Source organism: Streptomyces sp. NPDC029014, assembly GCF_055564695.1.
In genome coordinates, this window is the sequence record NZ_JBVHVT010000016.1 from 53,824 (window position 1) to 75,426 (window position 21,603).

Annotated in this window: 23 protein-coding genes and 1 pseudogene; 13 read left to right on the top strand and 11 right to left on the bottom strand. The window is 72.6% G+C overall.

Annotated elements, in window-relative coordinates; all coding sequences use genetic code 11:
• Nucleotides 1-69: 69 nt before the first annotated feature.
• The 5 genes from tilS (at nt 70) to ACZ4VL_RS11310 (ending at nt 5,105) form a co-directional block, all read left to right on the top strand.
• Nucleotides 70-1,116, top strand: a complete 1,047-nt coding sequence (gene tilS / locus ACZ4VL_RS11290) for a tRNA lysidine(34) synthetase TilS (RefSeq protein ID WP_468198461.1) — start codon at nt 70-72, stop codon at nt 1,114-1,116.
• Between the two features lie 63 nt (nt 1,117-1,179).
• Nucleotides 1,180-1,740, top strand: a complete 561-nt coding sequence (gene hpt, locus ACZ4VL_RS11295; RefSeq protein ID WP_468198463.1) for a hypoxanthine phosphoribosyltransferase — start codon at nt 1,180-1,182, stop codon at nt 1,738-1,740.
• A gap of 210 nt (nt 1,741-1,950) precedes the next feature.
• Complete coding sequence (gene ftsH / locus ACZ4VL_RS11300; RefSeq protein WP_468198465.1) at nt 1,951-3,972, top strand: ATP-dependent zinc metalloprotease FtsH; 2,022 nt, start codon at nt 1,951-1,953, stop codon at nt 3,970-3,972.
• A gap of 112 nt (nt 3,973-4,084) precedes the next feature.
• Complete coding sequence (gene folE / locus ACZ4VL_RS11305; RefSeq protein ID WP_361096553.1) at nt 4,085-4,690, top strand: GTP cyclohydrolase I FolE; 606 nt, start codon at nt 4,085-4,087, stop codon at nt 4,688-4,690.
• Between the two features lies 1 nt (nt 4,691).
• Nucleotides 4,692-5,105, top strand: a complete 414-nt coding sequence (locus tag ACZ4VL_RS11310; RefSeq protein ID WP_468198468.1) for a hypothetical protein — start codon at nt 4,692-4,694, stop codon at nt 5,103-5,105.
• A gap of 30 nt (nt 5,106-5,135) precedes the next feature.
• Here ACZ4VL_RS11310 and ACZ4VL_RS11315 read toward each other — a convergent pair whose 3' ends face one another.
• The 6 genes from ACZ4VL_RS11315 to ACZ4VL_RS11340 form a co-directional block, all read right to left on the bottom strand.
• Nucleotides 5,136-5,624, bottom strand: a complete 489-nt coding sequence (locus ACZ4VL_RS11315; protein WP_468198470.1) for a DUF3180 domain-containing protein — start codon at nt 5,622-5,624, stop codon at nt 5,136-5,138.
• A gap of 81 nt (nt 5,625-5,705) precedes the next feature.
• The gene (folK, locus tag ACZ4VL_RS11320) at nt 5,706-6,314 is read right to left on the bottom strand and encodes a 2-amino-4-hydroxy-6-hydroxymethyldihydropteridine diphosphokinase (RefSeq protein ID WP_468198473.1); all 609 of its coding nucleotides are present in this window, start codon (nt 6,312-6,314) and stop codon (nt 5,706-5,708) included.
• The gene (gene folB / locus ACZ4VL_RS11325) at nt 6,311-6,670 is read right to left on the bottom strand and encodes a dihydroneopterin aldolase (protein ID WP_468198475.1); all 360 of its coding nucleotides are present in this window, start codon (nt 6,668-6,670) and stop codon (nt 6,311-6,313) included. Before folB ends, folK begins: the two co-directional genes overlap by 4 nt.
• Before the next feature lie 130 nt (nt 6,671-6,800).
• Nucleotides 6,801-7,244, bottom strand: a complete 444-nt coding sequence (locus ACZ4VL_RS11330) for a nuclear transport factor 2 family protein (RefSeq protein WP_468198477.1) — start codon at nt 7,242-7,244, stop codon at nt 6,801-6,803.
• Nucleotides 7,245-7,287: 43 nt separating this feature from the next.
• Nucleotides 7,288-8,157, bottom strand: a complete 870-nt coding sequence (folP, locus tag ACZ4VL_RS11335; RefSeq protein ID WP_468198479.1) for a dihydropteroate synthase — start codon at nt 8,155-8,157, stop codon at nt 7,288-7,290.
• Nucleotides 8,158-8,309: 152 nt separating this feature from the next.
• Complete coding sequence (locus ACZ4VL_RS11340; protein ID WP_468198481.1) at nt 8,310-10,163, bottom strand: phosphatidylglycerol lysyltransferase domain-containing protein; 1,854 nt, start codon at nt 10,161-10,163, stop codon at nt 8,310-8,312.
• Between the two features lie 152 nt (nt 10,164-10,315).
• Here ACZ4VL_RS11340 and ACZ4VL_RS11345 point away from each other — a divergent pair, with 152 nt between their 5' ends.
• Nucleotides 10,316-11,425 (top strand): alpha/beta hydrolase, encoded by a 1,110-nt coding sequence (locus tag ACZ4VL_RS11345; protein ID WP_468198484.1) that lies wholly within the window; start codon nt 10,316-10,318, stop codon nt 11,423-11,425.
• Nucleotides 11,426-11,742: 317 nt separating this feature from the next.
• Here the strand turns inward: ACZ4VL_RS11345 and ACZ4VL_RS11350 are convergent.
• Nucleotides 11,743-12,510: pseudogene (locus ACZ4VL_RS11350) on the bottom strand (ABC transporter ATP-binding protein); the annotation flags it as partial.
• A gap of 154 nt (nt 12,511-12,664) precedes the next feature.
• On the opposite strand from ACZ4VL_RS11350, the gene ACZ4VL_RS11355 reads away from it, so the two are divergent.
• The 5 genes from ACZ4VL_RS11355 to ACZ4VL_RS11375 all read left to right on the top strand — a co-directional run bounded on the left by ACZ4VL_RS11355 (nt 12,665) and on the right by ACZ4VL_RS11375 (nt 16,739).
• The gene (locus ACZ4VL_RS11355) at nt 12,665-13,348 is read left to right on the top strand and encodes an ABC transporter permease (protein ID WP_468198486.1); all 684 of its coding nucleotides are present in this window, start codon (nt 12,665-12,667) and stop codon (nt 13,346-13,348) included.
• Nucleotides 13,349-13,350: 2 nt separating this feature from the next.
• The gene (locus tag ACZ4VL_RS11360; RefSeq protein WP_468198488.1) at nt 13,351-14,016 is read left to right on the top strand and encodes an ABC transporter permease; all 666 of its coding nucleotides are present in this window, start codon (nt 13,351-13,353) and stop codon (nt 14,014-14,016) included.
• Between the two features lie 67 nt (nt 14,017-14,083).
• Nucleotides 14,084-15,073: an ABC transporter substrate-binding protein gene (locus tag ACZ4VL_RS11365; protein WP_468198490.1), complete on the top strand. Its 990-nt coding sequence runs from the start codon at nt 14,084-14,086 to the stop codon at nt 15,071-15,073.
• Between the two features lie 98 nt (nt 15,074-15,171).
• A complete protein-coding gene (locus tag ACZ4VL_RS11370) occupies nt 15,172-16,311 on the top strand; it encodes a hypothetical protein (protein ID WP_468198492.1) in 1,140 nt (379 codons plus the stop codon).
• Between the two features lie 32 nt (nt 16,312-16,343).
• Nucleotides 16,344-16,739, top strand: coding sequence for a DMT family transporter (locus ACZ4VL_RS11375; RefSeq protein WP_468198591.1), 396 nt, complete (start codon nt 16,344-16,346; stop codon nt 16,737-16,739).
• A 20-nt stretch (nt 16,740-16,759) separates the two neighbouring features.
• Here the strand turns inward: ACZ4VL_RS11375 and ACZ4VL_RS11380 are convergent, their stop codons facing one another.
• From ACZ4VL_RS11380 to ACZ4VL_RS11395, 4 genes are all read right to left on the bottom strand, one after another.
• Entirely contained in the window at nt 16,760-17,092 is a 333-nt protein-coding gene (locus ACZ4VL_RS11380) for a hypothetical protein (protein ID WP_468198495.1), read from the bottom strand.
• 83 nt (nt 17,093-17,175) lie between these two features.
• Nucleotides 17,176-17,391 (bottom strand): hypothetical protein, encoded by a 216-nt coding sequence (locus ACZ4VL_RS11385; protein ID WP_404242220.1) that lies wholly within the window; start codon nt 17,389-17,391, stop codon nt 17,176-17,178.
• A 125-nt stretch (nt 17,392-17,516) separates the two neighbouring features.
• The gene (locus tag ACZ4VL_RS11390) at nt 17,517-18,407 is read right to left on the bottom strand and encodes an arylamine N-acetyltransferase family protein (RefSeq protein WP_468198497.1); all 891 of its coding nucleotides are present in this window, start codon (nt 18,405-18,407) and stop codon (nt 17,517-17,519) included.
• 55 nt (nt 18,408-18,462) lie between these two features.
• The gene (locus ACZ4VL_RS11395) at nt 18,463-19,605 is read right to left on the bottom strand and encodes an NADH-quinone oxidoreductase subunit D (protein ID WP_468198499.1); all 1,143 of its coding nucleotides are present in this window, start codon (nt 19,603-19,605) and stop codon (nt 18,463-18,465) included.
• Nucleotides 19,606-19,685: 80 nt separating this feature from the next.
• On the opposite strand from ACZ4VL_RS11395, the gene ACZ4VL_RS11400 reads away from it, so the two are divergent.
• Complete coding sequence (locus tag ACZ4VL_RS11400) at nt 19,686-20,204, top strand: PH domain-containing protein (RefSeq protein ID WP_468198502.1); 519 nt, start codon at nt 19,686-19,688, stop codon at nt 20,202-20,204.
• A complete protein-coding gene (locus ACZ4VL_RS11405; protein ID WP_468198504.1) occupies nt 20,201-21,583 on the top strand; it encodes a PH domain-containing protein in 1,383 nt (460 codons plus the stop codon). The genes ACZ4VL_RS11400 and ACZ4VL_RS11405 overlap by 4 nt, the downstream gene beginning before the upstream one ends.
• Nucleotides 21,584-21,603 lie beyond the last annotated feature (20 nt).

The following is a 21,603-nucleotide window of genomic DNA, read 5'->3' on the forward strand; positions in this document are numbered from 1 at the left end:
CAACCGCCACCACGCGGGGGCTGCTCCCAGCCCCCGAGGCATCCGAACTCCTCCCGAAGGGAACCGGACATGGGTCCCCATCCTGCGGTCGCGGCGATACGCCTGGCGGTCCGCCGCGTGCTCCACGATGTCCTGACCGACCTCACCGATCGTCCCGCCGCCGACCGCGCCGCCGCGGCCGACGGCCCGCCCCTCGTCCTCGTCGCCTGCTCCGGCGGCGCCGACTCCATGGCACTCGCCTCCGCGCTCGCCTTCGAGGCGCCCAAGCTCGGGATCCGGGCCGGCGGCATCACCGTCGACCACGGCCTCCAGGCGGGCTCCGCGCTGCGCGCCGCCGAGGTCGTCGCCCGCATGACCGCGCTGCGCCTCGACCCGGTCGAGTCCGTCGCCGTGCGCGTCGGCCGCGACGGGGGCCCCGAGGCCGCCGCCCGCGACGCCCGCTACGCCGCCCTGGACGAGGCCGCCGACCGGCTCGGCGCCGCGGCCGTGCTGCTCGGCCACACCCGGGACGATCAAGCCGAAACCGTCCTGCTCGGCCTCGCCCGCGGCTCCGGCATCCGTTCCCTGTCCGGGATGCCCGAGGTCTCGGGAGGCCCCGGCGGCTCCGGACGCACCCACCGCTACCGCCGCCCCTTCCTCCAGGTGGACCGGCAGACCGCCCGCAAGGCCTGCATGGTCCAGTCGCTCGCCGTCTGGGACGACCCGCACAACATCGACCCCGCCTACACCCGCTCCCGGCTCCGCCACGAGGGACTGCCCGCCCTCGAGAAGGCCCTGGGCAAGGGCGTCGTCGAGGCCCTGGCCCGGACCGCCCAGCTGTCCCGCGACGACGCGGACGCCCTGGACGCCTGGGCCGCCGAGGCCGAGGCCGGCGTGCGCGACGCGGACGGCCGCCTGGAGTGCGCCAAGCTGTACGCCCTGCCCGCGGCCGTCCGCCGCCGCGTGCTGCGCAGGGCCGTGGTCGCCGCCGGATCGCCCGCCGGTTCTCTCTTCGCCCGCCACATCGAGGAAGTCGACCGGCTCATCACCGGATGGCGGGGTCAGGGCGCCATCAACCTGCCCGGTCGGGTGGAGGCCCAGCGGCAGGGTGGCAGACTTGTCATCCGGCAGGGCTGATTGGTGCCGAAACACGGCTGAGTCCTCCGGGGCACCCCGGAGTCCCGGCCGACAACGAAAGTGATGCGGGTGGACGAGAAGGACATGGGCAGCGACCTGGCGTCGGTGCTCATCACCAAGGAAGAGATCGACGCGAAGCTGGCCGAGCTGGCCGCGAAGATCGACGCGGAGTACGCGGGCAAGGACCTGCTCATCGTCGGCGTCCTCAAGGGCGCGGTGATGGTGATGGCGGACCTGGCGCGCGCCTTGTCCACCCCGCTCACCATGGACTGGATGGCGGTGTCCTCCTACGGAGCCGGGACCCAGTCCTCGGGCGTGGTGCGCATCCTGAAGGACCTGGACACCGACATCAAGGACAGGCACGTCCTGATCGTCGAGGACATCATCGACTCGGGCCTGACGCTGTCCTGGCTGCTGTCGAACCTGGGCTCCCGCCAGCCGGCCTCCCTGGAGGTCGTCACCCTGCTGCGCAAGCCCGACGCGGCGAAGGTCGCCATCGACGTGAAGTGGGTCGGCTTCGACATCCCGAACGAGTTCGTGGTGGGCTACGGCCTCGACTACGCGGAGAAGTACCGCAACCTCCCGTTCGTCGGCACCCTCGCCCCGCACGTCTACGGCGGCTGACGCACACCCCGTCCCGCGGGGGCCCCGACCGGGGTCCCCGCACGGGAACCCCGCCACGATCCCCCGCGTTGGAGCAGGGGAAGGCAGGACTGTCAGCCGTCCTACGGGACCGCGGGTGACAATTCAGGGGTACATTCCGAAGAACAGTCTTTATTCACAGCAGCATTTACCTACGGGCAGGAGGGACGGGGCGCCTGGCGCCCCGTATGGATGGACGTGAAGCGATACTTCCGTGGGCCAGTCATGTGGATCGTGCTGGCCGTCCTCGCCGTGGTCGTGTTGATGAACGTCGTCAGCTCCGGCGGCGGCTACAAGTCGGTGGACACCAGCGAGGTCATCAAGGCGATCAACAGTGGCCAGGTGGAGCAGGCGCGCCTGACCACCGGCGACAGCCAGATGATCAAAATCGACCTGAAGAAGGGCGAGAAGCTCGGGAGCAGCTCCGGCTCCAAGTTCCAGGCCAACTACATCGGCGACCAGGGCGTGCAGCTCGCCCAGAGCCTCCAGACCAAGTACGAGGCCGGCCAGATCCCCGACGGCTACTCCGTCACCCCGGACAAGACCAGCCCGTTCCTCAGCGTGCTGCTGTCCCTGCTGCCGTTCGTCCTGATCGTCGTCGTCTTCCTGTTCCTGATGAACCAGATGCAGGGCGGCGGCTCCCGGGTCATGAACTTCGGCAAGTCCAAGGCCAAGCTCATCACCAAGGACACCCCGAAGACGACGTTCGCCGACGTCGCGGGCTCGGACGAGGCCGTCGAGGAACTCCACGAGATCAAGGAGTTCCTCCAGGAGCCGGCGAAGTTCCAGGCGGTCGGAGCCAAGATCCCCAAGGGTGTCCTGCTCTACGGCCCGCCCGGCACCGGCAAGACCCTGCTGGCCCGCGCCGTCGCCGGCGAGGCCGGCGTGCCGTTCTACTCGATCTCCGGCTCGGACTTCGTCGAGATGTTCGTCGGTGTCGGCGCATCCCGCGTCCGTGACCTGTTCGAGCAGGCCAAGGCCAACGCCCCGGCCATCGTCTTCGTCGACGAGATCGACGCCGTCGGTCGGCACCGCGGCGCCGGCCTCGGCGGCGGCCACGACGAGCGCGAGCAGACCCTCAACCAGCTGCTCGTCGAGATGGACGGCTTCGACGTGAAGGGCGGCGTCATCCTGATCGCCGCCACCAACCGGCCCGACATCCTCGACCCGGCGCTGCTGCGCCCGGGCCGCTTCGACCGGCAGATCGCCGTCGACCGCCCGGACATGCAGGGCCGTCTGGAGATCCTCAAGGTCCACCAGAAGGGCAAGCCGGTCGCCCCCGACGTCGACCTGGCCGCCGTCGCCCGCCGCACCCCCGGCTTCACCGGTGCCGATCTGTCCAACGTGCTGAACGAGGCCGCGCTGCTCACGGCCCGCTCGGACCGGAAGCTGATCGACAACCAGATGCTGGACGAGGCGATCGACCGCGTCGTGGCGGGCCCGCAGAAGCGGACCCGGATCATGTCGGACAAGGAGAAGAAGATCACCGCGTACCACGAGGGCGGCCACGCCCTGGTCGCGGCGGCTTCCCCGAACTCCGACCCGGTCCACAAGATCACGATCCTGTCCCGCGGCCGGGCCCTGGGCTACACGATGGTCCTGCCCGACGAGGACAAGTACTCGACCACGCGCAACGAGATGCTCGACCAGCTGGCGTACATGCTGGGCGGCCGCGCGGCCGAGGAGCTGGTCTTCCACGACCCGACCACCGGCGCGGCGAACGACATCGAGAAGGCCACGGCCACGGCCCGCGCGATGGTCACCCAGTACGGCATGACCGAGCGCCTCGGCGCGATCAAGTTCGGTGGCGACAACACCGAGCCGTTCCTGGGCCGTGAGATGGCGCACCAGCGCGACTACTCGGAAGAGGTCGCGGCGCTGGTCGACGAAGAGGTCAAGAAGCTCATCGAGACCGCGCACAACGAGGCCTGGGAGATCCTGGTCGAGAACCGCGACGTGCTCGACAACCTGGTCCTGGCCCTCCTGGAGAAGGAGACCCTGGGCAAGGAGGAGATCGCCGAGATCTTCTCGACGATCGTCAAGCGCCCGAACCGTCCGGCGTGGACCGGCTCCGCGCACCGCACCCCGTCGACCCGCCCGCCGGTGCTCTCGCCCAAGGAGCTCCAGCTGACGAACGCGGCGAACGGCGCCGCGGCCGCCACCCCGGCCGTGTCGGTGGAGAAGGACCCGGTCTCGGAGGACCGCACCGAGTAGCCGGCGGCCGGAGCAGCCCCGGCCCGGAATGGATGCCGCGTCCCCCAGGTTCTAGCCTGGGGGCGCGGCATTTTCGTATGCCCGTGTGAGCGAAGACAGGAACGAGGCACAGATGACCGACCGAGTGAGCCTGGACGGCGAGGGCACGATCGGCGTGTTCGACGAGAAGCGGGCCGAGGCCGCCGTGCGAGAGCTGCTCATCGCGGTCGGCGAGGACCCGGACCGCGAGGGGCTCCTGGAGACGCCGGCGCGCGTCGCCCGGGCGTACAGGGAGATCCTGGCGGGCCTGTGGCAGAAGCCCGAGGACGTCCTGACGACGACGTTCGACCTCGGGCACGACGAGATGGTGCTCGTCAAGGACATCGAAATCGTATCCCTGTGCGAACATCATCTGCTGCCCTTCCACGGCGTCGCCCACGTCGGGTACATCCCCGCCGAGACCGGGAAGATCACCGGACTGTCCAAGCTGGCGCGCCTCGTCGAGGTCTACGCCCGCCGCCCGCAGGTCCAGGAGCGGCTGACCACGCAGATCGCCGACTCGCTGATGGAGATCCTGGAGGCGCGCGGCGCGATCGTCGTCATCGAGGCCGAGCACATGTGCATGTCGGTCCGCGGCATCCGCAAGCCGGGCGCGAAGACCACCACCTCGGCGGTCCGCGGCCAGCTCCGCGACTCCGCCACGCGCAACGAGGCGATGAGCCTGATAATGGCCCGCTGACGTGCCCGACGGCGGGCCCCCGTCCGACGGCGACGGCCGGGAGCCCCAGGCCGACGGCTGGGAGCCGCTGAGCGAGGACGTCCGGCGCACCCTGGAGCTGCTGCTCGACGGTGACTCGGACGTCCAGCGCGGTCTGCGGGCACAGATCCCGTACGCGCGGATGCACGCGGGGGAGTGCTCGTGCCCGTGCGTGTACCTGCGGGTGGACGGGGAGGCCGTGGCCGCCGCGCCCGTGGAGAACACCATGGACGCGGTGGCGGGCGCGCCCCTGCTCGACGCCGGGGGCGGCTACGACGGCGAGGCGACCCTCTTCGCCTTCGACGGGTTCCTCGTGGACCTGCAGTTCTGCGACTGGGAGGACCGGGGGCCCGGAGCCCGCCGGCTCTGGGAGTGGCTGGGGCCCCGCCACCCCTGAGACGGGCCGCCCCGGCCGTCCGACCCGGGCTCAGGCGCGGGAGGGGGCCTGGGGGGTGGTGTCGTCGTCCTCGGGGAGCTTCAGGACGTGCTCCAGGAAGAGGGCCGCGGCGATGACCGCCGCACCCGCCAGCACCGAGAAGGCCGCGTACCAGGCTTGATCGCGGCGGGCGGGCACCTCCAGCCCGTCGGCCCACAGGAAGATGCCCACGCCGCCGTACATGCCCGCCACGAGCGCCGCGACGAGGGCGCTGGCCTGTGCGAACACGAGCGCGCGGGCCGCCATCAGCGGCTCCACGCCCTTCGCGTCGGGCTGCCGCTCGCGCTGGGCCTTCAGGCGGGCGCGCATCGACAGGGCCGTCGCCAGCAGGACGACCGCGATGGCCCCGAGCACGATCGGGGCGGCCAGCGGGACGCCGGGCAGCGTCCCGTACGCGTTCCACAGCCGGGCCCCCGCCCAGGACAGCACCCCGGCCACCACGAAGATGCCCGCCAGGACCGCCGGCCTCAGTTGCTTCACGTGCCCGTTCCCCGCTCTCTGCGCCTCTGCCCCAGCCGTCCGTCGGCAGGCCCGGCAGACCACAGGCTACTCACGACACGACTACTCGGGCAGGCGCAGTTCCAGGTCGGGGCGGCGCGTGACACCGGCCAGACCGACCCCGGCGAGCAGTTCGGCGACGGGGCCGTGGCCGGGGATCCGGGCCTCGGGGTCGACGTCGTGCCAGGGGGCGAGCACGAAGGCGCGCTCGTGGGCCCGGGGGTGCGGGAGGGTGAGGACGGGGTCGTCGGAGACCACGTCGGCGTACGCGATGATGTCCACGTCGATGGTGCGGGGGCCCCAGCGTTCCTCGCGGACGCGGTCGAAGGCCTCCTCGATGGCCTGGCCGCGCTCCAGCAGGCTGGACGGGGGCAGGGTGGTCCGTACGAGGGCCACCGCGTTCAGGTACGAGGGCTGGGAGCCGGGCTCGACGCCCCACGGCTCGGTCTCGTAGACGGGGGAGACGGCCTTGACCCGGACGCCCGGGGTGTCGCCGAGGGCGTCGATCGCGCCCTGGAGGGTCTCCATCCGGTTGCCGAGGTTCCCGCCGAGGGCGATCACGGCCCATTTGGGGTTGGACAGGGTGACGTCGGCCGCGTCGACCGCCTGGACGACGGACGCGGGCACCGGCTGGACGGTGGGGTCGCTGGGGGCGTTCAGTCCGTTGTTCACGCGCGGCTCCGGGTGATCGTGATGGTCACGTCGTCGAAGGGGACGGTGATGGGTGCATCCGGCTTGTGGACGACGACCTCCACCTGGGCCACCGCTGCGTGCTTGAGGCACTGCTGGGCGATCCGCTCCGCCAGGGTCTCGATCAGGTCGACGGGCTCGCCCTGGACCACGTCGACGACCTCCTCGGCGACGACCCCGTAGTGGACGGTCTTCGCCAGGTCGTCGTCCGCCGCCGCCGGACGCGTGTCGATGTGCAGAACCAGGTCGACGATGAAGGTCTGGCCTTCCTCGCGTTCCCGGGGGAAGACGCCGTGGTGCCCGCGAGCCTTGAGGCCGCGCAGCGCGACACGATCCACGCGAATCACTCCTGCTTTCGTAGGTGCATGCGGTCCGGGGCTCCCCGGATCCATGGGCCTGCGCCGAGTGCGGTCGGCGTCGTCCGTCTTCGAATCTACCTGCGAAAGGGGCCGGGACCCGCCGTAGGGGTCAGCCGGAGGCCTCCTCCTCGTCCTCTTCGGAGTCGGTCAGGACCGGAGAACCGTGGTGGGACCACAGGCGCCAGCCCCCCGATGTGCGTCGGAACACATTTGTGGCGACGACCAGCTGGCCGACGAGCGGGCCGAGCTCTCCGCCGTCCTCGGCGGGCCCTCCGCTGAGGATGTTCTCGGTGCAGGTGACCAGGGCCGTGTCGCCGATGACGGCGACCTTGGTGTCGGTCAGGAAGAACTGGATGTACTCGGTGTGGGACATGATCAGCGCGTACGAGCGGAGCACCTCGCCGCGGCCGCTGAGCACCGGCCAGCCCGGGTGGACGCAGGACACCTCGTCCTCCAGCCAGAGCGCCGACATGGCGTCGAAGTCGCCGCGCTCCATGGCCTCGTAGAAGGCCGTGTTGACCTGTTCGACGGCTTCGATGTCGGTACGGCTCACCGTGCCCCTCTCCTGGCAGTACGGGCCCCAGGTGCGGGCCGGGTCACCAAGCCCCTTCCACCGCGCGGGCCACCCGAACCGCGTCGGCCGTGGCGCGCACCTCGTGGACCCGGACGGCCCAGGCGCCCTGGTGGGCGGCGATGGCCGAGACGGCGGCGGTGGCGGCGTCGCGCTCGCGGGCCGGCGGCGGGGTGGCGTCGGCGCCGGCCAGGACCCGGCCGAGGAAGCGCTTGCGCGACGCGGCGACCAGCAGCGGGAAGCCGAGGGCCCGCAGCTCGGGGAGGTGGGCGACGAGGGCCAGGTCGTGGTCGGCCATCTTCGCGAAGCCGAGGCCGGGGTCGACGACGATCCGCTCGGGGGCGATGCCGCCGGCGACGACGGCGTCGATGCGGGTCCGCAGCTCGGCGGTGACCTCGGCGAGGACGTCGTCGTAGACGGCGAGGCGGTTCATGTCGGCGCTGAAGCCGCGCCAGTGCATCACGACGAAGGGCACTTCGGCGGCGGCGACGGCGGGGATCATGCCGGGGTCGGCGAGCCCGCCGCTGACGTCGTTGACCAGCGTCGCGCCGGCCTCGACGGCCCGGGCGGCGACCGAGGCGCGCATGGTGTCGACGGAGACGGTGACCCCTTCGGAGGCCAGCCCGCGGACCACGGGGACGACGCGGCGCAGCTCCTCCTCCTCGTCGACCCGGGTGGCGCCGGGCCGGGTGGACTCCCCGCCGACGTCGACGAGGTCGGCGCCCTGCGCTATGAGGTCGAGGCCCCGCTTGACGGCCGCGGTGGTGTCGAACCAGCGGCCGCCGTCCGAGAAGGAGTCGGGGGTGACGTTCACGACGCCCATGACCGCGCAGCGGTCCCAGTCCGGCAGGCCTGTGACCCGGCCCCTGCCGGCGGCCCCGTGCGTGTTGTTCATGGTCCCAGGGTAGGGCTGCCCCCGGATCGGGCACGGCCCGGGCGGCGGGCCGCCGCCCGCGGGCCCCGGCCGCCGGGCAGCACGGAGCCCGGCGCCCCGGGTCGACCGGGGGCCGGGCTCCACGTGCGGGTCGGCGGCGCGGCCGCCGGGCCTCAGGCCGCCTGGACCTCGCGCTCCGCCTGGGCGGGCACGGCGCTCAGCGGGGTGTGGGCGCAGGTGCGGACCGGCTTGGGCCGGCGGCGGGAGGCGAACAGCCGGGGCAGGGCCAGGGTGACGAAGCCCTCGGCCTGCATGACGGCGAAGCCGATGCGGGGCAGGTCGCGGGTGGTGCGGTAGACCATGAAGCGGGGCTCCCAGCGGGGGCGGAACTTCGCGTTGAACTTGTACAGCGACTCGATCTGGAACCAGCGGGACAGGAAGACCAGCAGGCTGCGCCACATGCGCAGGACCGGGCCGGCGCCGATCCTCTCGCCGCGGGCGAGGGCCGAGCGGAACATCGCGAAGTTCAGCGAGGCCTTCTCGATGCCGAGGGCCGGGGCGGCCTCCAGGGAGGCGACGATCAGCAGCTCGTTCATGCCGGGGTCGGCGCCGCGGTCGCGGCGCATCAGCTCCAGCGACATGCCGTCCTTGCCCCAGGGCACGAAGTGCTGGATGGCCTTCAGGTCGCCGAACGGACTGGTGTCGCCCTCCTCCACGCGGTGGGCGGTGGCGATGATGCAGTCGCCGTCGCCCGGGTCGCCGACGCGGCCCAGGGCCATGGAGAAGCCGCGCTCGGTGTCGGTGCCGCGCCAGGCCTCGGCGGCGCCGCGGACCTGCTCCAGCTCCTCCTCGGTCAGCTCGCTGACCCGGCGGACCTTGGTGGTGTAGCCGTTGCGCTCGATGCGCTTGACCATCTGGCGGACGTTGCGCATCGCACGGCCCGTCAGGGAGAAGTCTTTGACGTCGACGATCGCCTCGTCGCCGAGCTCCAGGGCGTCCAGGCCGGTCTCGCGGGTCCAGACCTCGCCGCCGGTCTCGCTGCAGCCCACGACGGCCGGGGTCCAGGAGTGGGCCTTGGCCTCTTCCATGAACCGCTCGATGGCGCCGGGCCAGGCCTCGACGTCGCCGATGGGGTCGCCGGAGGCGAGCATCACGCCGGAGATGACGCGGTAGGTGACGGCGGCCTTGCCGCTGGGGGAGAAGACGACGGCCTTGTCGCGGCGCAGCGCGAAGTGGCCGAGGGAGTCGCGGGCGCCGTGCTTGGCGAGCAGCTCGCGCAGCTTGGCCTCGTCGTCGGTGGTGAGCCGGGCGGCCGGGTGCTCGGGGCGGAAGGCGAGGTAGATGGTGGTGAGCGCGGTCAGCATGCCCAGCGCGCCGAGGGAGTAGCCGACGATCCAGTCCGCGCGGCCGCCGGAGTAGGCGATCGGGCCCTCGATGCCGACGAGCCCGTACAGGACGTGCGCGATCTGCTCGTACAGGCCGGGGCGTCCCACCACCTTGTTCGGGTGCGCGTTGACGATGACCAGGCCGAGGCCGATCGAGCCGGCGCTCATCAGCACGAAGTTGGCCAGCGCCTTCCAACGGCTGCGCGGGTCGGGCAGGGCCTTGAATTCACCCTGATGGCGCAGCAGCAGGGCGAGCAGGGCGACAGCGATCACCACGCCGATGTAGGAGTGGCGGTACACGAACTGTGCGGCGGCGCCGACCGGCAGCAGGAAGACCGCCGCCCGCCAGGCGCGCCGCTTGCGGCGCTTGAGGCCGTGGGCGAGCAGGAACAGCAGGACGCCGGCGCAGATGGTGACCGCTGCCGCCATGGGCCGGGTCGAGCCGGGGATCACCTCCGCGACGGCGCGGAGCCTGCTGTGCTGGAAGCGCGGGAAGACACCCGCCGCAACGTCGAGGAGGCCGACGATCGTGACGGCCGTTCCCACCAGGCCGGGCACGGACTCCGGTCGTGGTCCGCGGAAGATTCGGCGTACCCCGCTCGGAACCTGTCCCGACTTATCGCCATCTATCCTGCTAGACATCGCTTCCCGTTGCTCCGCGAGAGATCAAGTGGCCGAAGGCCGCGACAGCCTCCGGAGTGTGGTGCGTCCACTAGGACGACATCGAGCGCGAGCGGGTTCACTCTTCCGTCGAGAAAAACTAGTCCTGCCACCAGAAAGTCGACTGACAGCTCATGGGTCTCACCAGTAATACGGTTCTGGCGATCGCCGTCGCTGCCGGTGTGCTGCTCTTTGCAGCCACGGTGTGGTTCTGGCCGCGGCTCTCGGGCCGCACCTGGCGTGCGGTGCTGGGCCGGATCGGCCTCCTGTTCGCGACGCAGCTGGCGGTGTTCTCGGCGGTGGGCCTGGCGGCCAACCAGTCCTTCTCCTTCTACGGTTCGTGGGCGGACCTGTTCGGCCAGGAGACCTCGGTCGGCAAGGTGGTCGACCACTCGATGAGCAGCAAGGACATCAAGGTCGTCGACAAGCAGAAGCTGGAGGTCCCCGGCGGGGCCCAGCCCCAGGTCGGCGGCCAGATCCTGAAGGTGTCCATAACCGGCGAGAAGTCGAAGATAACGAGCCCGGGGTACGTGTGGCTGCCGCCGGAGTACTTCCAGCCGCAGCACAAGGACAAGAACTTCCCGGCCTCGATCGTGCTGACCGGCTACCCGGGCACCGCGGAGAACCTGATCAAAGGGCTGAACTACCCGATGACGGCCTTCAAGCAGGTGAAGGCCGGCAAGATGAAGCCGATGATCCTGGTCATGCTGCGCCCGACCATCGCGCCGCCGCGCGACACCGAGTGCGTGGACATCCCCGGCGGTCCGCAGACCGAGACCTTCTTCGCGAAGGACCTGCCGCAGGCCATCCAGAGCACCTTCCGGGTGGGCAAGAAGGCCGAGAACATGGGCTTCATCGGCAACTCCACCGGCGGCTACTGCGCCCTGAAGATCGCCGCTCACCACCCGCAGACCTTCGGTGCCGCCGCGGGCCTGTCCGCGTACTTCGACGCCGCGAACGACGCCACGACCGGCAACCTGTTCCAGGGCGACGACGTCCTGAAGAAGCGCGCCGACGTCCTGTACAGCATGGAGCACAAGAAGCCGGCCGGTACGTCGTTCCTGGTCACCAGCAGCGAGAAGGGCGAGCCGAACATCACGGACACCCGCAAGTTCATCAAGCTGGTCAAGGGGCCGGACCGGGTCTCCTCGATCATCCTCGACAGCGGTGGCCACAACTTCAACACCTGGCGCCGCGAGATCCCGCCGATGCTGGCGTGGATGAGCAACCGCATCCAGGCCTGACGGCCCTGCGCCGAACGACCTGCGACGACCGTGGGGGGGGGGGGGGGGGGGGGGGGGAAAACGGTTTTCTGGCCTTCCAACAGACAGGGAAAAAGGCGGGGAAGGCGGGGGGGGTGGGGCGCGTTGGGGTTCTCCTCCCCCGCCCCCCCCCGCGCCCCGCCTCCCGCCTGCGGGGTCAGGACGCCGACCAGCGCCCCCGATCCCGGGTCGGTGACCCCGATGCGGCCCGAGTCCTCCTGGAGCAGCGCGGCCAGCGCCTCGCGCAGGCTGGCGCCCAGTGCCACCGAGACGGCCGGTTCCGTGCCGTCGGCCGGCGCGAGGTCGGCGGCCCCGACGGGGGTGACCGCCAGCCGCTTGAGCCCGCGGTCCGCGCCGACGAAGGAGGCGACGTACGGGGTGGCGGGGGCGCCCAGCACGGCGGCGGGGCGGTCGAACTGCTCGATGGTGCCGCTCCCGTAGACGGCGATGCGGTCGCCGAGCCGGACGGCCTCGTCCAGGTCGTGCGTGACCAGGAGGATCGTCTTGCGGACGGTCTTCTGCAGCGTCAGGAACTCGTTCTGCAGGCGCTCGCGCACCACCGGGTCCACCGCGCCGAACGGCTCGTCCATCAGCAGCACCGGCGGATCGGCGGCGAGCGCACGGGCCACGCCGACGCGCTGGCGCTGCCCGCCGGACAGCTGGTGCGGGTAGCGGCCGCCGTACACGGCCGGGTCCAGGCCGACGAGTTCGAGGAGCTCGGCCGCCCGGGCGCGGGCCGCGGCCTTGGGGGTGCCGACGAGCTGCGGCACGGTCGCGGTGTTCTCCAGCACCGTCTTGTGCGGGAACAGCCCGACCTGCTGGATGACGTAGCCGATGCGGCGGCGCAGCTCGACCGGATCGGCCTGCGCGATGTCCTCGCCGCCGAGCAGGATCCGGCCGGAGGTCGGCTCGATGAGCCGGTTGACCATCTTCATCGTGGTGGTCTTGCCGCAGCCGGACGGGCCCACCAGGGTGACCAGTTCGCCCTCCGCCACCTCGAAGGACAGGTCCTCGACGGCCGTGGTTCCGTCGGGGTAGCGCTTGGTCACGTGCTCGAATCGGATCACACCGCCATCCTTCCCTACCCGCGGCCCCGGATGTGTGACAGGAGTATTACCCCGGTGCGAATGATTCCGGCCGTCGGGCCCGCGGGGGGTTATGGTCGCTCCTGGCTTCGAGTTTCGGACGGATGTGCGTACGACGGTGGAAGGGGGTGACGGGATGGCCGGGCAGGACTGCCTGGTGGCGAACGACTGGATCTGCTGGGAGTACGTCACCTCCCGCTCCCCGGAGCTGACCGCCGCCACCCTCGAACACGTCTGGATCACCGCCGCCTCGGTCCTCATCGGCCTGGTGGTGGCCGTCCCGCTGGCCCTGCTGGCCCGCCGCGGCCGGCGTTGGGCGGCGCCCGTGCTGGGCCTGACGACCCTGCTCTACACGATCCCCTCCCTCGCCCTGTTCTCCCTGCTGCTGCCGCTGTTCGGGCTGTCCGCCTCGCTGGTGGTGACCGGACTGGTGCTGTACTCGCTGACCATCCTCGTCCGCAACACGCTGGCCGGGCTGGAAGCCGTACCGCAGGAGGTGCGGGAGGCCGCGCGGGGCATGGGGTACGGGCCCGGGCGGCTGCTGTGGCAGGTCGAACTGCCGCTGGCGCTGCCGGCGCTGCTCGCCGGGGTGCGGATCGCCACCGTCTCGACCGTGGCCCTGACCACCGTCGGCTCGATCGTCGGCAAGGGAGGCCTCGGCAACCTCATCGCGCCGGCCGTGAGCAGCTCCTTCAAGGCGCAGGTGCTCACGGCCTCCGTGCTGTGCGTGCTGCTCGCGCTGGTGGCGGACCTGCTGCTGCTCGGACTGCAGCGGCTGCTCACGCCGTGGACGCGCACGGCGACGGACCGGGGGGCGTAGGCGTGGGCGTCATGGGAGCGGCCTGGGACTGGCTGGCCGACGGTGCCAACTGGGCGGGCGAGAACGGGGTGTGGCACCGGCTCGCCGAGCACGTCTGCGTCAGTGCCATCGCGCTCGCCGTCGCCTGTGCGGTGGCCCTGCCGGTCGGGTTGTGGCTGGGCCACGTCGGCCGGGGCGGGGCCCTCGCGGTCAACGTCTCCAACGCGGGGCGGGCCGTGCCGGTCTTCGCGGTGCTCGCCCTCTTCATGGTCTCGCCGCTGCGCAGCGCCGGCTACCTGCCCACGGTCGCCGCGCTGGTGCTGTTCGCCGTGCCGCCGCTGCTGACCAACGCGTACGTCGGCATGCGCGAGGTCGACCGGTCCGTGGTGGAGGCCGCCCGGGGCATGGGCATGTCCGGCGGCCAGCTGTTCCTGCGGGTCGAACTGCCGCTCGCCCAGCCGCTGCTGATGACGGGGTTGCGCTCGTCCGCGGTCCAGGTCGTCGCCACGGCCACGATCGCGGCCATGGTCGGCCAGGGCGGCCTCGGCCGGATCATCACCGCCGGCTTCAACACGTACAACACGCCTCAGGTCGTCGCGGGCGCCCTGCTCGTGGCGGCGCTGGCGCTGCTCGTCGAGGGGGTCCTCGTGGCGGCGCAGCGGCTGCTGGCCCGGCCGGCGGCGCGCTGACCACGGCCGGGTACCGGACCGCCCGTTCCCGTTCCCGTTCACATCCATCCAGTTGGAGGAGCACGACATGAGCAAGTCCACGCGGGCCCTGGCCGCGGCCCTCGCGGCGGCGGCCCTCGCCGCCTCCCTCACGGCGTGCGGCGGCGAGAGCCTGGAGCAGAGCAAGGAGGCCGGCGGGTCCGCGTCGGCGTCCGGGGACGGCGGCTCGGGCAAGGGGAAGCTGGTGATCGGCGCGGCCGGGTTCACCGAGTCCAACGTGCTGGCCGAGCTGTACGCGCAGGTGCTCCGGGACGCCGGCTACAGCACCTCGATCACCACCGTCAACAACCGCGAGCTGTACGAGCCCTCCCTGGAGAAGGGCGAGATCGACGTCGTCCCGGAGTACGCGGCCACGCTCGCCGAGTTCCTCAACGCCAAGGTCAACGGTCCGAAGGCGCCCCAGGAGAAGCCCGTCGCGTCCAGCGACGCGGCGGCCACCGTGGCCGGGCTGGAGAAGCTGGCGGGGCCGCTCGGTCTGAAGGTCCTGCCGCCGGGCGCCGCGGTCGACCAGAACGCGTTCGCGGTGACCAAGGACTTCGCCGCGAAGAACAACCTCCGCACGCTGTCCGACCTCGGCCGGTCGGGACTGAAGGTGAAGATCGCGGCCGGCGACGAGTGCGCCGTGCGGCCCTTCTGCGCGCCGGGCCTGAAGGCCACGTACGGCATCGACGTCTCCGGGATCGACCCGAAGGGCGTCGGCACCCCGCAGGCCAAGCAGGCCGTCAAGGACGGCGTCGACCAGCTGGTCCTCACCACGACCACGGACGCCACGCTGGACAGCTTCGGCCTGGTCCTGTTGGAGGACGACAAGAAGCTCCAGAACGCCGACAACGTCCTGCCGGTGGTCAACGCCAAGGACGCGGGGGCCCCGGAGGTCGCGGCCGCGCTGGACAAGCTGACCAAGGTCCTCACCACCGCTGACCTGGTCGAGCTGAACGGCCGGATCGACGCCCGGCGCGAGAAGCCGGCGGACGCCGCGAAGGCCTATCTGAAGGCCAAGGGCCTGATCGGCGGGTGAGCGGCCGCCGGGGCGGGGGGAACGAGCGGGTAACTGCCCGGGAACAGATTGCCGGGCAGCCATCCCAACCGGCCCCCACGCCCTGTAAATTTCTGGCCATGCCCCGAGGACGCCACCGCAATCCCGAACCCCTGCACCGGCTGCTCACCCCCACGGCCGTGGCCGGCGTTTCCCTCACCAGCGCGACCGTGGCCTGGCTGCTCGCGGATCCCGTGGCGCTGAGGCTCCTCGTGGCGCTCGCCGCGGCCGCGGGTGTCGCGAGCGCCGCGTTCATGCGCACCTGGGACCGCGCTGCCGGACGGCGGGTCGCGGAGCTGGCGCGCGAACGCGTCAAGGACGAGTGGAAGACCGACGAGCGCATAGCCGAGCTGGAGTCCGACCTCGAAGAGGCCCGGGTCCTGCGGTCCAAGCTCGACGCCAAGCTGCGGGCCAAGCGGGTCGAACTCGCCGGGCTGCGGGGCGAGCACGCGGCGCTGCTGCGCCGGTACGCCACCGCCGAGACCGAGCGCGCGAGCGCCCTGGAGGGCCGCCGGCTGCTGGCCATCGAGGCGTCGACGGCCCCGGCGGCGGCCGGCCCTGCGAAGGAGCTCCCGCCGGTCAGCGAGGAGCGCACGTCGAGCGGAGCGCCCACCACGCTCGGCTACGCCCGGGCCCACGCGGCCCTGAGCGCCCTGGTCCGCAGGGCCGAGGCCGACCCGGCCGGCCCGCAGGGCCCCGGCGGACCGGGCGCCGGCGCCCCGCGGGGCCCCGAGCCGCGGCCCGCAGAGCTCCCGTCCGGGCAGGCGCAGGCCGCGCCCGCCGCCGGAACCCGGTCCGACACCGGCACGCAGTCCACCGACACCCCCGCGCAGGCGGCCGACCCCGGCTCCGCCCTTCCGGCGCGCCGCGCCGCGGGTCCGGTGGCCCCGTACCAGGCCGCGCGCCGCCCGGCCTCCCGCACGGTCGGCGGCTTCGACTTCTTCGGTACGAAGGGTCCTGGCGCCGAGCGGGCGCGCGAGGTGATCGAGTCGGTCCAGCACGAGGACCTGGCCGACGTGGTCGGCGAGGAGGCCCTGGCCGTCCACAAGGCGGAGGCGGAGGCGGAGGCGGACCGGACCGCCGCGCCGGAGCCGCAGGCCGCGTCGGAGTCCGTTCCGGCCGTCGCCCGGCCGGGCGAGGAGGGCCAGGTCATCGACCTGACCGAGCACGACGAGACCGAGCCGATCGACGTGGTCCGGCTGCGCAGCGCGATCTCCTAGCGCTGCGGCCGTCAGGCGGAGTTGCGCAGGGACTGGACCGTGCGCGCCGGTTCCGGCTCCGCACCGGCCGTGTTCAGCGTGGTCTAGCGAGGAACCCCGGGCGTTCACGCCCGGGGAGGACAGGGCCACCTTCGGCGGGTGGCGGACCAGACGCCTTCGCCCTCGGCACCAACGCCACCGAGGGCTTCACCCGCTTCTGGCCGTCCGTGCTCACCCTGGGCGCCGCCGCCGGCGGGATCTTCACCCTCTCGCTGGCCCTGCGGGAGCTGGACGTCAGCGCCGGCTACACCCTCTGGACCGGTCTCGGCGGCGTCGGCACCGCCGTGTTCGGCGCGGTGCCCTTCAAGGAGAGGATCATCCCCGCCCGCCTGCTCTCCTTCGCCTCGGTCATCGGCGGCGCCCTGCTGCTCCGCCTGACCTCGGTCTGAAACGGCCGCCGCGCCCCCGCTCAGGGGTAGGCGAGCACCATGCACACGGCGGCGGCCTCCAGCAGTAGCTGCACACCCAGTGCGGCCCGCCCGACCGCCGGCCGGGCCGCCGCCACCACCACGAACGCGACCAGCGCGGCGCAGGCCGACGCCAGGAACGGGGCGAAGGGGAAGGGCGCGCAGCCGCCGTACATCAGGCACTCGCCGCCCCGCGGCGTGGCCAGCAGTGCCACCTTCGCCAGGAACAGCACGGGCAGGAACAGGACGAGGGCGATGCCGGAGCCCCGCCGGATCCGCTTCGAGGCGGTGTCCTGCGGGGAGGCCGGGACGGCCGGCTGCTGGTACCAGGTCATGGCACCATCCTGTCCGGCCCGGCCGGACCGGGGATCCGTACGACTACCCAGGTCCGCGGCCCGGCGTACTCAGGCCAGGGCCCTCAGAACAGCGGGAGTTGGCCCGGTGCGTCCGGCAGGACGAAGCCGTCCAGCGTGGGCGCGGACGCGCCGAGGACCACCCGGGCCCGGGAACCGGGGCAGGACACCAGCCCGCTGCGCTCGCGCCCGGCGGGCGGATCGTGCCGGGCGATCCGGCCGGCGGTCACGGCGCAGTCGCGCCCGCATGCGGGACAGGCTCGTCGGGGGGAATGCGCCATCCCCCCAGTGTGCCCTCCGGCACCGACAACGCCCCGGCCGGGCCCTGCCGGTTCGCGCCGGTTCGCGCCGGTTCGCGCCGGGGCGCGCCGGGACGCGCCGGGACGCGCCCCGGCCGGTACGGCCCCTAGGCCCCGGTCTCCGCCCCGGTCCCGGACCGGTCCGCGCGCGCGGCGAGCCATGCCGCGTGGGCCCGCCCCACCCGGTCCCACAGGGCCTGCCGGTCCTCCTGCGTCAGGTCGTCGAGCGCCCGCTCGAACAGCCCGCCCACCACCGACCAGAACTCCCCGGGCGTCTCCAGGATCCGCTCGGTGGTCCCCTTCTCCGGGTCGATCCGGCTGAGCACCCGCCCCCGCAGCGTGTCGATGCCGTGCGCGTCGCGCCGCAGCATGGCGAAGGTGCGGACGAAGCCGGAGTCCTCGGAGGTCGACAGCCGGGCGTGCTCGGCCTCGAAGTCGGCCGTCGCGGCCGGTGCCGCGAGGAAGTTGACCACCGGGCACGGTCCCGCGTCGTTGAGGTACCGCCAGCCGGGCTCGTCCCCCTCCAACGGGGCCAGCCCGTACGTGAACGCCCCCTGCCGGTACGTCCCGACCCGCAGCGGCAGCGGCTCGTACGGCCCGTCGCCCAGCCCGGCGTCGACGAAGTACTCCTCGTCGTCCACCCGCACGGTCAGCGCCAGGTGGTCCCCGCTGACGTCGTGCCGGTCACGGTCCGCCGGACCGAGAACGCCCGCCCGGTGCCGGGTCACGTCGTACCCGAGGGACTCCAGCAGCAGGCCGAAGGCGCCGTTGAGGTGGAAGCAGTACCCGCCGCGGCCGTCGGCGAAGCGGCGCACCGACAGCGCGGGATCGATGCCCGGCGGCCGGCCCAGCTGGATGTCGACGTTCTCGTACGGGACGCGCTCCAGGTGGGCGCGTTGGAGCGCGAAGAGCGCATCGGCGGTGGGCCGCGGCGGCTCCGTGAAGCCGAGCCGCCGCAGGTATCCGTCGTAACCGTCGCATATGCCAAGGGTGGTCATTCCCGCACCCTAGGCGCTGACGGCCGCTGTTTTCCCGTGAGTTGTCCGTCCGCGACTACTTGTCGATGTCGCCGACGACGAAGAACAGCGAGCCGAGGATCGCCACCATGTCCGCGACGAGCGTGCCCGGCAGCAGCACCGACAACGCCTGGATGTTGTTGTAGGAGGCCGAGCGCAGCTTCAGCCGGTACGGGGTCTTCTCGCCCTTGGAGACCAGGTAGTAGCCGTTGATGCCGAGCGGGTTCTCGGTCCAGGCGTACGTGGCCCCCTCGGGCGCCTTCAGGACCTTCGGCAGGCGCTGGTTGATCGGGCCGGGCGGCAGCCCGTCCATCCGGTCCAGGCAGGCGTCGGCGAGGTCGAGGGAGTTGTGGGTCTGGTCCAGCAGGCACTCGAAGCGGGCCAGGCAGTCGCCCTCGGACCGGGTGACCACCTTCAGGACGTCCTGGAGCTCGCCGTAGGCGAGGTACGGCTCGTCGCGGCGCAGGTCGAAGTCGACGCCGGAGGCGCGGGCGATCGGGCCGGAGACCCCGTACGCGTGCACCGCCTCGGCGGGCAGGACGCCGACGCCGCGGGTGCGGCCCCGGAAGATCTCGTTGCCGTGGACCAGCTTGTCGTACACGTCCATCCGGCTGCGGACGTCGGCGATCGCGGCGCGGGCCCGGCCGAGCCAGCCCGCCGGCAGGTCCTCCTTGAGGCCGCCGACGCGGTTGAACATGTAGTGCATGCGGCCGCCGGAGATCTCCTCCATGACGGCCTGGAGTTCCTCGCGCTCGCGGAAAGCGTGGAAGATCGGGGTGATCCCACCCAGTTCGAGGGGGTAGGACCCCAGGAACATCAGGTGGTTCAGCACCCGGTTCAGCTCGGCGAGCAGGGTCCGCATCCACACGGCCCGCTCGGGGACCTCCATGCCGAGCATCCGCTCGACGGCCATGACCACGCCGAGCTCGTTGGAGAACGCCGACAGCCAGTCGTGGCGGTTGGCGAGCATGACGATCTGCCGGTAGTCGCGGGCCTCGAAGAGCTTCTCGGCGCCGCGGTGCATGTAGCCGACCACCGGTTCGGCGCTCACGATGCGCTCGCCGTCCAGGACGAGGCGCAGGCGCAGCACGCCGTGCGTGGAAGGGTGCTGCGGTCCGATGTTGAGCACCATGTCGGTGCTCTCCGCCGCGCCGCCGATGCCGACCGTGGTCTCCGTCATGCCGGCATTCTCGCAGCCCGGCGCGTGATCTCGTCCTCTGGTCCCACGGGACGGACCCCGCTGCGCCCTAGGGTGGTGGCATGGACACGGGGACGGGAACGGGGACGGGGACGGACGGGGCGCCGACGGCCGGGCCGGGGCCCGACTGGGTGGGCCTCCCGGGCGGGCTGCTCACGCTGCGCAGGCTGCTGCTGGTGCTGTGGATGCTGCTCCTCGCGGGCGTGACGGCGCTGGCGCTGTGGCTGCTGGCCGGCCCGGTCTGGGCGGCGGCCGGGGCGTTCTGGCTGGCGGTCCTCGGCTGGGGCTGGTGGCTGCTCGCACGCAATTGGCGGTCCTGGCGGTACGCCGAGCGCGCCGACGACCTGCTGATCAGCCGGGGCGTGCTCTGGCACGAGCAGACCGTGGTCCCGTACGGGCGGATGCAGCTGGTCGAGGTCACCTCGGGGCCGCTGGAACGCCGCTTCGGGCTGGCCTCCGTCCAGCTTCACACGGCGGCCGCGGCGACCGACGCGAAGATCCCGGGCCTGCTGCCGGCCGAGGCCGAGCGGCTGCGGGACCGGCTCACCGCGCTCGGCGAGGCAAGGTCGGCGGGCCTGTGACCGCCGAGCCCGCGGAGTCCGGAGCCGTCCCGTCCGACTCCGACTCCGACTCCGACTCCGCCATCGCCGTGCCCACGGCGCCCGGCCCGGCCGTCGAACGGCGGCTGCACGTGCTCACCCCGCTGCGCCGCGCCTGGGTGCCGATCGCCGGCACCGCCGGCGTGGTGGTCCAGCAGGGCGAGCAGCTCGCCGAGTGGGTCGAGGACCTCACCCCTGCCGTGCGGGCCGCGATGGTGGCCGGCCTCGTCGTCGTCTTCACCGTGTACGGGTTCCTGAGCTGGTGGTTCACCCACTACTCGGTCACCGACACCGAGCTTCGCATCCGCAGCGGCCTGGTCTTCCGGCGCACCGCGCACATCCGCCTGGACCGGATCCAGGCCGTGGACGTCACCCGCCCGCTGCTGGCCCGGATCGCGGGCGTCGCCAAGCTCCGGCTCGACGTCGTCGGCACCGAGGCCAAGGACGAGCTGGCCTTCCTCGACGAGCGCGAGGCCGTGGCGCTGCGCGCCGAGCTGCTCGCGCTGGCGGCCGGTTTCGCCCCCGAGGAGGCGGCTGTGGTGGGCGAGGCCCCCAAGCAGGAGCTGCTGCGGGTGCAGCCCCGCGACCTCGCGGTGTCGCTCGCCCTCACCCTGGGAGCCTGGGCGGCGGTCCCCGCGGCGGTGCTCGCGCCGCTGGTCGTCTGGTGGTTCAGCGGGAGCGTCTGGGCGACCCTCGGCATCCTGGTGCCGTTCCTCGGCGGCATCTGGGCGGGCACGGCCGGCCGTTTCATGGAGGAGTACGACTGGCGGGTCGCCGAGTCCCCGGACGGGCTGCGGATCGACCACGGGCTGTTGGACCGGGCCCACGAGACCGTGCCGCCGGGGCGGGTGCAGGCCGTGCGGCTCGTCGAGCCGCTGCTGTGGCGGCGGCGGGGCTGGGTCCGGGTGGAGCTGTCGGTGGCCGGCTCGAAGAACGGCGTCCTGATCCCGGTGGCCTCCCGGGCGGCCGCCCGGGGGGTGATCGCCCGGGTGCTGCCGGGTGTGGACCCGGAGGCCCTGGACTTCCGCCCGTCCCCGCGGGGCCGGGCGCGCTGGGTGGTCCCGGTGTGGTGGAAGGGGTACGGGCTGGCCGTCTCGGAGGAGGTGTTCGCGGCCCGGCGCGGGCTGCTGTGCCGGCGCACCGAGCTGGTCCCGCACGCGAAGGTGCAGAGCGTCCGGCTCACCCGGGGCCCCTGGGAGCGGGCCCGCGGTGTGGCCGACGTCAGCGTGGACACCGGCGCGAACACCACGGTCACAGCCCGGCTGCGGGCCGCGGACGAGGCCGCGGCCCTGCTGGCCGCCCAGGCGGACCGCTCGCGCACCTCCCGCGCGGACGCCCGCCCCGACCGCTGGATGACCTGAGCCGCCCGGGCGGTGGTGCT